At 66.0% G+C, this 13,668-nt stretch carries 8 protein-coding genes and 2 pseudogenes; all 10 read left to right on the forward strand.

From position 1 onward, the window contains the following. Nucleotides 1–22 precede the first annotated feature (22 nt). The 10 genes and pseudogenes from dnaE (at nt 23) to dxr (ending at nt 13,662) form a co-directional block, all read left to right on the forward strand. Nucleotides 23–3,526: a DNA polymerase III subunit alpha gene (gene dnaE, locus ACVWZ4_RS28370; RefSeq protein WP_456735278.1), complete on the forward strand. Its 3,504-nt coding sequence runs from the start codon at nt 23–25 to the stop codon at nt 3,524–3,526. Between the two features lie 147 nt (nt 3,527–3,673). Continuing rightward, nucleotides 3,674–4,414 carry a carbonic anhydrase gene (locus ACVWZ4_RS28375; RefSeq protein ID WP_456741632.1) on the forward strand — a complete coding sequence of 247 codons (741 nt, stop codon included), beginning with the start codon at nt 3,674–3,676 and terminating at the stop codon, nt 4,412–4,414. A 164-nt stretch (nt 4,415–4,578) separates the two neighbouring features. Then, nucleotides 4,579–7,156: pseudogene (locus ACVWZ4_RS28380) on the forward strand (caspase family protein). A gap of 209 nt (nt 7,157–7,365) precedes the next feature. Continuing rightward, nucleotides 7,366–8,355 carry a 30S ribosomal protein S2 gene (locus ACVWZ4_RS28385; RefSeq protein ID WP_456703783.1) on the forward strand — a complete coding sequence of 330 codons (990 nt, stop codon included), beginning with the start codon at nt 7,366–7,368 and terminating at the stop codon, nt 8,353–8,355. A 135-nt stretch (nt 8,356–8,490) separates the two neighbouring features. Beyond that, on the forward strand, nt 8,491–9,414 hold the full coding sequence (gene tsf / locus ACVWZ4_RS28390; RefSeq protein WP_456703782.1) for a translation elongation factor Ts: 924 nt from the start codon (nt 8,491–8,493) through the stop codon (nt 9,412–9,414). Between the two features lie 61 nt (nt 9,415–9,475). Next, nucleotides 9,476–10,193 (forward strand): annotated as a pseudogene (gene pyrH, locus ACVWZ4_RS28395) (UMP kinase). A gap of 67 nt (nt 10,194–10,260) precedes the next feature. Beyond that, complete coding sequence (frr, locus tag ACVWZ4_RS28400) at nt 10,261–10,824, forward strand: ribosome recycling factor (RefSeq protein WP_456703781.1); 564 nt, start codon at nt 10,261–10,263, stop codon at nt 10,822–10,824. 12 nt (nt 10,825–10,836) lie between these two features. Next, entirely contained in the window at nt 10,837–11,595 is a 759-nt protein-coding gene (locus ACVWZ4_RS28405) for an isoprenyl transferase (RefSeq protein WP_456703780.1), read from the forward strand. Beyond that, nucleotides 11,592–12,434, forward strand: coding sequence for a phosphatidate cytidylyltransferase (locus ACVWZ4_RS28410; protein ID WP_456703779.1), 843 nt, complete (start codon nt 11,592–11,594; stop codon nt 12,432–12,434). The genes ACVWZ4_RS28405 and ACVWZ4_RS28410 overlap by 4 nt, the downstream gene beginning before the upstream one ends. A 4-nt stretch (nt 12,435–12,438) precedes the next feature. Continuing rightward, nucleotides 12,439–13,662, forward strand: coding sequence for a 1-deoxy-D-xylulose-5-phosphate reductoisomerase (dxr, locus tag ACVWZ4_RS28415; protein WP_456735275.1), 1,224 nt, complete (start codon nt 12,439–12,441; stop codon nt 13,660–13,662). The last annotated feature ends 6 nt before the right edge of the window (nt 13,663–13,668 follow it).

Consider the following 13,668-nt stretch of genomic DNA (forward strand, 5'->3'; position numbering starts at 1 on the left):
CACAAGAGGCCATCACGCGACCATGCCGAGCGCCGGATTTGTCCACCTTCACGTTCACTCGGCCTATTCGCTGCTCAAGGGCTCGATCAAGATCGCCAAGCTCGGTGAGCTCGCCAAGAAGGATCACCAGCCAGCGCTGGCGCTGACCGACACGGATAATCTGTTCGGGGCGCTCGAATTCTCCGACAAGATGGCGGGGTACGGCATCCAGCCGATCGTCGGCCTGGAGCTCGCGATCGATTTCGGTGACCAGGAACCGAACGCGCGCAACGCACTGCCGCCCTCGCGCGTGGTGCTGCTGGCCGCGCAAGAGCGCGGCTATCGCAGCCTGATGCGGCTGAATTCGCGCGCCTTCCTCGAATCGCCTGACAGCCACGCCCCGTTCATCAAGTTTGATTGGTTCGACGGCGAGACCGAAGGCCTGATCGCGCTGACCGGCGGCCCCGAGGGGCCGATCTCGCTCGCGCTGGCTGCGGGGCAGGCCGAAATCGCGGCGGCGCGTTGTGAACGTCTCGCCGGCCTGTTCGGCGATCGCCTGTATGTCGAACTGCAACGGCACAACATCGACAAGGAACGGCGGGTCGAGAGCGGGCTGATCGATATCGCCTATTCGAAAGGTCTGCCGCTGGTCGCGACCAACGAGCCGTATTTCGCGACGACCGACGATTACGAGGCGCATGATGCGCTGCTCTGCATCGCGGGCGGCCGGCTGATCGCGGAGACCGAGCGCGAGCAGCTCACGCCCGATCACCGCTTCAAGACGCGCGCCGAGATGGCGGTGCTGTTTGCCGACATTCCGGAGGCTCTGGCCTCCACCGTGGAGATCGCCGAGCGCTGCTCATTCCGCCCGATGACGCGCAAGCCGATCCTGCCGTTCTTCACGGTTGGTGCCGCTGCGAGCACGGACGCCGCCGCGGTCGAGGCGGCCGAATTGAAGCGGCAGGCGGAGGAGGGGCTCGCCAATCGTCTGCGCGTGCACGGCCTGTCGCAGGGCACGACGGAGGAGGACTACAGCAAGCGCCTGGCGTTCGAACTCGACGTCATCATGCGCATGAAGTACGCGGGCTACTTCCTGATCGTGTCCGACTTCATCAAATGGGCGAAGTCGCAGGGCATCCCGGTCGGGCCGGGCCGCGGTTCCGGCGCAGGCTCGCTGGTGGCTTGGGCGCTGACCATCACCGACCTCGATCCGATCAAGTTCGGCCTGCTGTTCGAGCGCTTTCTCAATCCGGAACGCGTCTCGATGCCGGACTTCGACATCGACTTCTGCCAGGACCGCCGTGGCGAGGTGATCAAGTACGTCCAGGAGCGCTATGGCCGCGACCAGGTTGCGCAGATCATCACCTTCGGTACGCTGCAGGCGCGCGGCGTGCTGCGCGACGTCGGCCGCGTGCTGCAAATGCCTTATGGGCAGGTCGACAAGCTGACGAAGCTCGTGCCGCAGAATCCGGCGGCTCCCGTGACGTTGGCGGCCGCAATCGAGAGCGAACCGAAACTTCAGGCGTTCCGCGACGAAGATCCCGTGGTGGCGCGCGCCTTCGACATCGCGCAGCGCCTCGAAGGCCTGACGCGTCACGCCTCGACCCACGCAGCCGGTATCGTGATCGGCGATCGCCCCTTGAGCGAACTCGTGCCGATGTACCGCGATCCGAAGTCGGACATGCCGGTGACCCAGTTCAACATGAAATGGGTCGAGCCGGCCGGTCTCGTGAAGTTCGACTTCCTCGGCCTGAAGACGCTGACCGTGCTCGACGTCGCGGTGAAGCTGCTCAAGCCGCGCAACATCCATGTCGATCTCGCGACGCTGCCGATCGACGATGCCGAGAGCTACCAGATGCTGGCGCGCGGCGAGGTGGTCGGCGTGTTCCAGGTTGAAAGCCAGGGCATGCGGCGCGCGCTGGTCGACATGCGTCCCGACCGTTTCGAGGACATCATCGCGCTGGTGGCGCTGTATCGCCCGGGCCCGATGGCGAACATTCCGACCTATTGCGCGCGCAAGCATGGCGATGAGGAGCCGGAATATCTCCACCCGGTGCTCGAGCCGATCCTCAAGGAGACCTTCGGCGTCATCATCTACCAGGAACAGGTGATGCAGATCGCGCAGGTGATGTCGGGCTATTCGCTCGGCGACGCCGACCTGCTGCGCCGCGCCATGGGCAAGAAGATCCGCGCCGAGATGGACAAGCAGCGCGACATCTTCGTTGCGGGTGCGGTGAAGAACGGCGTGCCGAAAGGGCAGGCCGAGACCATCTTCGAACTGCTCGCCAAGTTCGCCGACTACGGCTTCAACAAGAGCCACGCGGCGGCTTACGCGCTGGTGTCCTACCACACCGCCTACATGAAGGCGCATTATCCGGTGGAGTTCATCGCAGCGTCGATGACGCTCGACCTCAACAACACGGACAAGCTTTCGGAATTCCGCTCCGAGGCGCAGCGCCTCGGCATCAAGGTCGAGCCGCCGAACATCAATCGTTCCGGCGCGACCTTCGAGGTCGGCGACAAGGTCATCTATTACGCGCTGGCCGCACTGAAGGGCGTCGGCATCCAGGCGATCGAGCAGATCATCGAGGAGCGGACCAAGCGGGGGCTGTTCACCTCGCTCGCCGACTTCGCCGCGCGCGTCAATCCGCGTGCAATCAACAAGCGCATCATCGAAAGTCTTGCGGCCGCCGGGGCGTTCGACACGCTGGAGCCGAACCGCGCCCGCGTATTCGCCGGCGCGGACTCGATTCTGGCTGCCTGCCAGCGCGCGCATCAGGCCGAGACCATCGGCCAGAACGACATGTTCGGCATGTCGGCGGATGCGCCGACCATCATGCTGCCGCAGATCGAGCCGTGGCTGCCGGCCGAAAAGCTTCGTCGCGAATACGACGCCGTCGGCTTCTTCCTGTCGGGCCATCCGCTCGATGATTACGCCACCGTGCTGAAACGGCTGCGCGTGCAGAGCTGGGCCGAGTTTTCGCGCGCGGTGAAGACCGGCGCCACCGCCGGCAAGGTCGCGGCCACAGTGGTGTCGCGCATGGAGCGCCGCACCAAGACCGGCAACAAGATGGGTATCATGGGGCTGTCTGATCCCACGGGCCACTTTGAGGCCGTGCTGTTCTCCGAGGGCCTGGCGCAATATCGCGACGTGCTCGAGCCGGGCGCCGCCGTGCTGCTCCAGCTCGGCGCCGAATTGCAGGGTGAAGACGTCCGCGCCCGCGTGCTGCATGCCGAGCCGCTGGATGATGCTGCAGCCAAGACGCAAAAGGGCCTGCGCATCTTCCTGCGCGATACCAAGCCGCTCGACTCGATCGCCAAGCGTTTGGCCGGACCGGAAGCTGCGGGCGCGAATGGCGCGGCGCCGAAGATCGGCAGTCCCGCCATCGCGCCGCGCTCCAACGGCGACGGCGAGGTCACGCTGGTGATGATGCTCGACCTCGAGACCGAGGTCGAGATGAGGCTGCCCGGCCGCTTCAAGGTCTCGCCGCAGATCGCCGGCGCCATCAAGGCGGTGGCCGGCGTGGTGGACGTGCAGCAGATCTAGGCGTTTCGTCGCGAACGCGGCGCGGTCGGTGCGATCGTGCCGTTGCAACCGGACGATGTTTCCGGCTAGCATGGCTCCGGGCAATGATGTTCGGATGTAAAACAACGGGTCTGCGCTGATGTCTCTGCAACGGCGGAGGAGCCGACAATGTGCGACCGATGCTCTCAAGATCGCTTCAACCAGGTGGGCCCGTCACGTCGGTCCGCGATGCTGTTGGCCGCCTCGGCGCTGAGTATGGCCTTCGCCGGCCGCGCCTTCGCCAAGGACAACAAGGCGCCGCCGAAACCGCAGAACGTGCTGTCGCCCGACGCGGCGTTGAAGCGACTGATGGAGGGCAACGCGCGCTATGTCGAGGGCGTAACGAGGCGCCATGATTTCAGGCATGAGCGCGAGGCGCTGGCGGGCGGGCAGAATCCGTTCGCGGCGGTGCTGAGCTGCGCCGACTCGCGCATCGCGCCGGAATATGCCTTCGACACCGGCCGCGGCGATCTCTTCGTTTGCCGCGTCGCGGGCAATTTTGCCGGCGCCGAGACGATCGCCAGCATGGAATACGCCGTCGCCGTGCTCAGCACGCCGCTGATCCTCGTGCTGGGCCATGATGCTTGCGGCGCGGTCGATGCGACGCTGAAGGCGATTAAGGACGACAAGCCGCCGCCGGGACACATTCCCTCGCTGGTCGATGCAATCGCGCCGGCCGCCAAAGCCGCGATGCAGCAGGGCGGGCAGGTGCTCGACAAGGCGATCCGGCAGAACGTGATCGACAATGTCGCAAGGCTGAAATCGGCTGCGCCGATCCTCAACGCGGCGGTCGAGCAGGGCAAGCTGAAGATATCAGGCGGCGTCTACCGGCTGAGGACGGGAACAGTGGAGCCGGTTGCGCAGGCTTGAAGCTCGAGCCGACGTCGATGCTTACCAGGAGCTGACGCGAGCCGCCGCACGTGGAGCTGCGCCATGCCGCCGCCTCAATCCGAGCCTTTCGTTCAAGCGCCGTTCAGCCGGTCGCGCGTCTCATGCGTGGTGATATCTCGACAACAATAACGGGCAAGCGAGCCATGCGCGGGACATACAACAAGGTCTTCATCTGCTTCCTTCTGCCGATCCTCCTCGTTGCCGGCGCGCTTGGTCCGGCGCGCGCGCAACAGCAGGAAAAGCGGATCGCGCTGGTCGTCGGCAACGGCGCCTATTCGAAGTCGCCGCTGGCGACCACCGCCAACGATGCAGGGCTGATCGCGCAGACGCTGCAAGCGGCCGGCTTCGACGTGGTGGGCGCCCGCGATCTCGACGGCGACACGCTGCGCAAGAGTCTTCACGACTTCATCCAGAAGGCACAGGCCTCGGGGCCCGGCACCGTCGCGATGGTCTATCTGTCCGGCTATGGCGTGCAGCTGGCCGGTGAGAACTATTTCATCCCTGTTGATTCCAACATCACGCGCGACACCGACATTCCGACCGAGGCGCTGCGCATCAGCGACTATGCCCGCCAGCTGGCCGCGATTCCGCTCAAGGCCAACATCATCGTGCTCGATGCCGCGCGCGCGCAGCCCTTCGTGGAAGGCGGCCAGCAGCCGATCGCAAGCGGGCTGGCGCTGGTCGAGCCCGATCCGAACATGCTGATCGCCTTCAATGCGGCGCCGGGCACGGTGGCACCCGAGGAGCCGGGACCATACGGCATCTATGCGCAGTCGCTGGCGGAGATGATCCGCACCGGCGGGCTGTCGCTGCCGGAGGTGTTCGACCGCGTCCGCCTGCGCGTCAATGAGAACTCCAAGGGCGCGCAAGTACCTTGGGACGACCAGAAGATCTCCGCGCCGTTCAGCTTCTTCGATCGCGCGCCCGACGCCCCGCCGCCGCAGGCCGCGCCCGACCAGGTCGCTGCGATCCGCAACAAGCCGATCCGCGATCTCGGCGCCCAGGACGCCTATGCGGCCGCGCTCGAGCGCGACACGCTGCCGGCCTATGAGGATTTTCTCGCAGCCTATCCCGGCGACCCCATGGCGAAGCGCGTCATGGCGATCGTGGCGGCGCGCCGCGAGGCGATCACCTGGCGGCGAAGCTATCGCGCCGATACACCGGACGCCTACTGGTCCTATCTGCGCCGCTATCCGCGCGGGCCGCATGCGGGTGATGCACGGCGCCGGCTCGCGATCCTGACCGCGCCGCTCGAGCCGCCGCCGAGTTTCGCGATGATGGACTATGACGTGCCGCCGCCGCCGCCGGCCGAGGTGGTCTATGTGGACCGTCCCGTGTTGTATTTCAGCGATCCCGATTTCGGTTTTGCACCGCCTCCACCGCCCGCCGGTCTATTTCTGCCCGCCGCCGCCGGAGGATTTCGTCGTGCTGCCGCCCCCGCTGCCAGTGGTCGGCCTGTTCGTGCTGCCGCAGCCGGTGTTCGTGCCGATCCCGGCGTTCTACAACCCGCCGGCCTATGTCGCGCCGCCGCCGAACAACATCATCGTCAACAACATTCATAACACCACGGTCATCAACACCGTGATCAACCAGCCCGCGGCACCGGCAGCGGCAACGGCAGCAGGCGATCCAGCCATCACCACGACGGTGGCGGCATCGGGAAAGCCTCTCGGGGCAATGACGGCTGTGCCGCCGACCGTGGTTCAAAAGGCAACCTTGATTCAGGAAAATAAGGCTCCGCTCCCCAAGACTGTTGCGGTCGATCCGACCACGAAGGCGGGCGGGGCAGCCTTCAAGACAAGGAGCCAAGTCACGACGCAGACCGGCAACGCTGCTGCGGGAAGTCCGGCGGGCGCGCCCGGCACCGGCAATGCCACGACGAAGGCGGGTGCCCCCGGCGCTCCGGCGACCGGCAACGCAACCGCTCCCACGGCCGGAGGCAAGGCCAATCCGCTGACGGCGACCGCGCCGAGCACGGCGGATACCAAGGCCGGTCAGCCGGCCGGCCACTCCTTGCCCGTGCCCGGCCAGACCGCGCCCGCCATCAAGGGCGCGCCGCAGACGGGAACGGCGGCCACGGGCACGTCTTCATCGACGACGAACCCCATCGGCGGCTCTGGCGCAACCGCCAAACCGGGTAGCAACTCGCAGCCCGCCAACGCCAAGCTCACGCCGCAGACGCCGCCTTCAAATGCGCCGCCTAGCGGAGGAGCGCGGCCGAACGTCCAGGAGCATGCCAATACGGTCAATCCCGGCAATACGGCCAATGCGCCGGTGAAGCCCGGCGAGACCAAGCTGACCCCGGCAGGCAAGCCGGGCGTGACCACGACCAATGTGACCAACGGGAAGCCGACGCAGCCTTCGCCGCCGGTCACCGCGCGCGAGCAGATCAAGCCGCAGGGGCAGCGGCCTGCAACACCATCGCCCGCGCAGGTCACAAGGCCGCCGCCGCCAGCGCCGCACCCGCAGGCGCTCGCAAGGCCGACTCCTCCGCCTCCGCCGCGGGTGGCAGCCCCGCCGCCGCGGGTGGCCGCACCGCCTCCGCCGCCGCGCCCGCCGGTTGCAGCCGCTCGGCCCGCGCCGCCGCCCCCCGTAGCCCGGCCGGCACCTCCGCCGCCGCCGCGGATGGCTGTAGCTCCGCCGCCGCATCCGGCCCCGCCGCCGCCGCGCCCCGCGGCTCCGGCCCCGAAAAAGTGCGCTCCGAACCAGCCCAAATGCTAGCGGGTAGGACGGAAATCCGGGAATGGGCCTTTCGCGGGCAGTAAACGCCCCGAAAGGCCCTTATTTCCTTGCTTCTGGCCGAAATGGCGCTATATAGCGCGCCATCTCACACGGAAGCATGGCTCACAAGGCCGTCCGGTGGCAGCCGGGGCGACAACGCTCCGTTTTGCTCACACGCTTCCGGAGGAACCAACCGGAGAATTAGAACGATGGCACTACCCGATTTCACCATGCGTCAGCTCCTCGAAGCTGGCGTGCATTTTGGTCACCAGTCTCACCGCTGGAATCCGAAAATGGCTCCGTTCATTTTCGGCGCTCGCAACAACATCCACATCGTCGACCTCGCCCAGACCGTGCCGATGCTGCACGCGGCGCTCCAGGCCGTCAGCGACACGGTGGCCAAGGGCGGCCGCATCCTGTTCGTCGGCACCAAGCGCCAGGCGCAGGACGGCGTCGCCGACGCGGCCAAGCGCTGCGCGCAATATTTCGTCAATTCGCGCTGGCTCGGCGGCACGCTGACCAACTGGAAGACGATCTCGGCCTCGATCAAGCGCCTGCGTCACCTCGACGAGGTGCTGGCCGGTGGCGAAGCCAATTCCTACACCAAGAAGGAGCGTCTGACGCTCCAGCGCGAGCGCGACAAGCTCGATCGCTCGCTGGGCGGCATCAAGGATATGGGCGGTCTTCCCGACCTGATCTTCGTGATCGACACCAACAAGGAAGACATCGCGATCCAGGAAGCCCAGCGGCTCAACATCCCGGTGGCTGCGATCGTCGACACCAATTCCGATCCGAAGGGCATCACCTATGTGGTGCCGGGCAATGACGACGCCGGTCGCGCGATCTCGCTCTATTGCGATCTGGTCGCGCGTGCGGCGATCGACGGCATCTCGCGCGCCCAGGGCGATTCGGGCATCGACATCGGTGCGTCGGCTCGTCCGATGGCCGAAGATCTGCCCTCGACCGCCGGTTTCCAGGGCCTTGCGGGTCCGCGCGGCACCGCCGACGACCTCAAGAAGCTCCCGGGCGTGTCGGGCGCGATCGAGAAGAAGTTCAACGACCTCGGCATCTTCCACTACTGGCAGCTCGCCGAGCTCGATCACGACACCGCACACAAGATCGGCGAAGAAGTCGGTCTGCCGAGCCGTGCGGACGCCTGGGTGGCCAAGGCCAAGGCGCTGACCGCGGAAGCGGAATAGTCAAAACGGGCGATGGGTTGGCCGGGCAAGTCCGGCCACCATTTCATTCAGTTGACGCGAATTCCTGAGATGGACCGCGGCGGGGCAATTGGAGCCACGCCGCGGCGAACCGGCAGGCAAGAAGGATTTTCCAGAATGGCAACGATCACAGCTGCGATGGTCAAGGATCTGCGCGAGTCCACCGGCGCAGGCATGATGGACTGCAAGGCCGCGCTGACCGAAAACGACGGCAACATGGAAGCGGCTCAGGACTGGCTGCGCAAGAAGGGCCTGTCGAAGGCCGCCAAGAAGTCGGGCCGCGTCGCGGCCGAGGGCCTCATCGGCGCGCTCACCAGGGGCAACAAGGGTGTCGTGGTCGAGGTCAACTCCGAGACCGACTTCGTGGCGCGCAACGGCCAGTTCCAGGGTCTGGTCAAGATGGTCGCCCAGGTCGCTTTCGACGCCGGCGCCGACGTCGAGAAGATCAAGGCCGCCAAGGTCGGCGACGTCACGGTGGAAGCTGCGATCAACGACGCGATCGCCACCATCGGCGAGAACATGACGCTGCGCCGCGCAGCTTCCCTCGAAGTGAGCCAGGGCGTGGTGTCGAGCTACGTCCACGGTGCGGTCGTCGACGGCGCCGGCAAGATGGGCGTGATCGTCGCTCTGGAATCGCCCGGCAAGGCCGACGAGCTCGCAGCGCTCGGCCGCCAGATCGCCATGCATGTCGCCGCCGCCAACCCGCTCGCGCTCGATCCCTCCGGTCTCGATCCGGCCGTCGTGAAGCGCGAGAAGGACGTGCTGGCCGACAAATATCGCCAGCAGGGCAAGCCGGAGAACGTGATCGAGAAGATCGTCGAGTCCGGCCTGAAGACCTACTACAAGGAAGTCTGCCTGCTCGAGCAGGCCTTCATCCACGATACCGGCAAGTCGGTGGCGCAGGCGGTGAAGGAAGCCGAAGGCAAGGTCGGCGGCGCCGTGAAGATCGCGGGCTTCGTGCGCTATGCTCTCGGCGAGGGCATCGAGAAGCAGGAATCGGACTTCGCGGCCGAGGTCGCAGCGGCCAGCGGCAAGAAGTAAGCGCTGGAACACCTCCTTCCGGCGGGTCGCCGGAAGCGGCGCCCGGACGAGGAAAGTGCTCATGACTGATCCGGTCTATCGTCGCGTCGTGATCAAGCTGTCCGGCGAGTATCTCGCGGGACAGCAGGGCTTCGGCATCGATCAGCCGACCATGGACCGGGTTGCTGACGATCTGATCGCGGCCCGCCAGCTGGGATGCGAGGTTGCGGTCGTGATCGGCGGCGGCAACATCTTTCGCGGCGTCGAGGTCTCCTCGCGCGGCGTGTCGCGCCCGACTGGCGACACCATGGGCATGCTTGCCACCATGATGAACTGCCTCGCGCTCGAAGCCACGATCGAGCGCAAGGGAACACCGGCGAGGGCGCTGTCGGCCTTCGTCATGCCCGAGATTTCCGAGCTGTTCACCCCGCGCCGCGGCGCACAAATACCTGGCCGACGGCCGGATCCTGCTGCTCGGCGGTGGAACCGGCAATCCGTTCTTCACCACCGATACGACCGCCGTGCTGCGCGCGGCCGAGATCGGCGCCGAGGCGGTGCTGAAGGCAACCAATGTCGACGGCGTCTACTCCGCCGATCCGAAGAAGGATCCGTCCGCGACGCGGTTCGACCGGCTGACCCATTCGCAGGCGATCGAGGGCGGCTATAAGGTGATGGATGCGACCGCCTTCGCCCTTGCCCGCGAGACGTCACTGCCTATCATCGTGTTTTCGATCGCGGAGCCCGGGTCGATCGGCGCGATTCTGCGCGGCGCCGGCAACGGGACTGTCGTCGCCGGCTGACCGCTCATCTGGCGCGCCCCGAGCAAGGGGTGCGGTGAGGTCGCCGGGTTATTAAAGGAGAGACGTGATGGCCACGGGTAGTTTCGACCTCAACGAAGTGAAGCGCCGCATGCAGGGCGCTGTCGCCGCGCTCAAGCACGAGCTTGGCGGTTTGCGGACGGGCCGAGCGTCGGCCTCGATGCTCGATCCGGTGCAGGTCGAGGCTTATGGCAGTCACATGCCGCTCAATCAGCTCGCGACCGTCAGCGTGCCCGAGCCGCGCCTGATCTCGGTGCAGGTCTGGGACAAGACGATGGTGAAGCCGGTGGAGAAGGCAATCGTCGATTCCAATCTCGGCCTGTCGCCTGCGACCGAAGGCCAGGTGCTGCGCCTGCGCATTCCCGAGCTCAACGAGGAGCGCCGCAAGGAGCTGGTCAAGGTCGCGCATAAATACGCGGAGGCCGCCAAGGTTGCTGCGCGTCACGTCCGCCGCGACGGTCTCGACGTGCTGAAGAAGCTCGAGAAGAATCACGAGATGTCGGAGGACGATCAGAAGCGTCACGCCGACGAGGTGCAGAAGGCGACCGACGGCACCATCACCGAGATCGACCAGCTGCTGGCCGCCAAGGAAAAAGAAATCCTCACCGTCTAAGGCCGCTTTTCGATGCCCAACGCCGCCGCGCCCGCAACTGAAGGACCCGATCGGTCCGACGCGCCTGCGCATGTCGCCATCATCATGGATGGCAACGGGCGTTGGGCGGCCGCGCGCGGTCTGCCGCGGGCGGAGGGGCATCGCCGTGGTGTCGAGGCGCTGCGCCGCGTCGTGCGTGCCTCGCACGAGCTCGGCATCCGCTATCTCACCATCTTCTCCTTCAGCTCGGAAAACTGGTCGCGCCCGGCCAGCGAGATCGGCGATCTCTTCGGTCTGCTCCGCCGCTTCATCCGCAATGATCTCGCAAGCCTGCACCGCGATGGTGTCAAGGTCCGAATCATTGGCGAACGCGACGGGCTCGATGGCGACATCTGCGCGCTGCTGAACGAAGCGGAGGAGCTGACGCGCGACAACACGCGTCTCACGCTCGTCGTCGCGTTCAATTACGGCTCGCGGCAGGAGATCGCGAAAGCGGCGCAGAAGCTCGCGCGCGAGGTCGCCGACGGCAAGCGGGATGCCGATACGATCGACGCCGAGACCGTCGGGGCCCATCTCGACGCGCCCGACATTCCCGACCCCGACCTCATCATCCGCACCAGCGGCGAGCAGCGCCTGTCCAATTTCCTGATGTGGCAGGCCGCCTATAGCGAGCTCGTGTTCGTGCCGGTCCACTGGCCTGATTTCGACAAGGCGGCGCTCGAAAGCGCGATCGCCGAATTTGCCAGGCGCGAACGTCGTTTCGGCGGCCTGGTCGCGAAATCAGCCTCGTGAGCGAATCCGACGCCGCACCTGCGGGCACGAAGCCCGCTCCGAGCAATCTGGTGATGCGAGTCCTCGCCGGACTGGTGCTGGCGCCGGTGACGATCGCGCTGGCTTATGCCGGCGGCTGGCTGTGGGCGCTGCTCGTCACGCTGATATCGATCGGCCTGTTCGCGGAATGGCTGATGGTGGTGGGCGCAGGTTCGACCGCGCTGACCGGGGCAGGGACGCTCGTCATCGCGATGATGGGTTTGTGCGTTGCCGCCGGCGCGCTCAAGACCGCTGTCGTCGTTGGTTGCGTCGGCGGCGCGATCATCACGCTGATCGCGCGTGGCAAGTTCATGTGGGCTGCGACGGGCTTTGCCTATGCGGCGGCGGCGCTGCTGGCCTCGATCCTTTTGCGCAAGGATCTTGTCAACGGTTTCGCCGCGCTGATGTTCGTGCTGCTGGTGGTGTGGGCGACCGATATCGGCGGCTATTTCGCTGGCCGCGGCATCGGCGGGCCGAAGCTGTGGCCGCGCGTCAGCCCGAAGAAGACCTGGGCCGGTGCGTTCGGCGGCTTTGTGGCGAGCCTCGCGGTCGCATCTGGATTTGCCGGATTCGGCATCGGCAAGGCGATTCCCCTGCTGCTGGTGAGCGCCGTCCTGTCGGTGGTGTCGCAGGCCGGCGATCTGTTCGAATCCGCGGTGAAAAGGCGGTTCGGCGTCAAGGATTCCAGTCACTTAATACCCGGTCATGGCGGGCTTCTGGATCGCCTGGACGGCTTTGTCGCCGCCATCCTGGTGGCATGGATTATCGGCTTTCTCCGCCACGGTGTGCATAGCGCCGGAAGCGGTCTTATGGTTTGGTGAGGATATGAGCGCAGTCCCTTTGCGTAATAACAAGCTTGCTGCGACCGATATTCGCAGCGTCACGGTCCTCGGTGCCACCGGCTCGATCGGCGACAGCACGATGGATCTGCTGCGCGCTTCGCCCGAGCGCTATCGCGTCGAGGCCTTGACGGCGAACAGCAATGTCGAGGCGCTGGCCAAGCTCGCGAAAGAGTTTTCCGCACGCTTCGTCGCGATCGCAGATGGCTCCAGGCTTGCCGACCTCAAGGCCGCACTTGCGGGCACAGCCACCGAATGCGGCGCGGGCGAAAGCGCTGTCATCGAGGCCGGCGCGCGTCCTGCCGATTGGGTGATGGCCGCGGTCAGCGGTGCTGCCGGACTGAAGCCGGCCTTGGCCGCCGTCGATCGCGGCGCGCATGTCGCGCTCGCCAACAAGGAATGTCTGGTCTGTGCCGGCGATTTCTTCATGCAGCGCGCGGCGAAAGCTGGCGCCTGCATCCTCCCGGCGGATTCCGAGCACAACGCGCTGTTTCAGGCGCTGGCATCGGGCAATCGTGACGAGCTGGTCCGCGTCATCATCACGGCGTCGGGCGGTCCGTTCCGCACCTGGAAGCCTGCAGACATCGAGCAGGCCACGCTCGAGCAGGCCCTGAAGCATCCCAACTGGAGCATGGGCCAGAAGATCACGATCGATTCCGCCTCGATGATGAACAAGGGCCTCGAGGTGATCGAGGCGTCCTATCTGTTCGCGCTGGCGCCCGATGAAATCGACGTTCTGGTGCATCCGCAGTCGATCATCCACGGCATGGTCGAGTTCTCCGACCGCTCGGTGATGGCCCAGCTGGGCTCGCCCGACATGCGCACGCCGATCGCCCATTGCCTGGGCTGGCCCGACCGGATCAAGGGACCAGCGGCCAAGCTCGATCTGGCCAAGATCGGCCAGCTGACCTTCGAGGCGCCTGACTTCGAGCGGTTCCCCGGGCTTCGGCTGGCCTTTGATTCGCTGCGGACCGGGAAGGGGGCGACCACCGTCTACAACGCCGCCAACGAGGTCGCGGTGGCGGCCTTCATCGCCGGCAAGATCCGGTTTGGCGCCATTGCCAGGCTGGTCGAGGCGACGCTGGAGGACTGGGTCCGCGGCGGGAACCAAGGGCCCATGACCTCAGCGGATGATGCAATATCCGTTGACCATGTTGCGCGAAATAAAGCTGCCGCCCTATTGCCTCAAATTGCCTTAAAGGCATCCTAGACAGTT

It is taken from the genome of Bradyrhizobium sp. USDA 4472 (assembly GCF_054058595.1).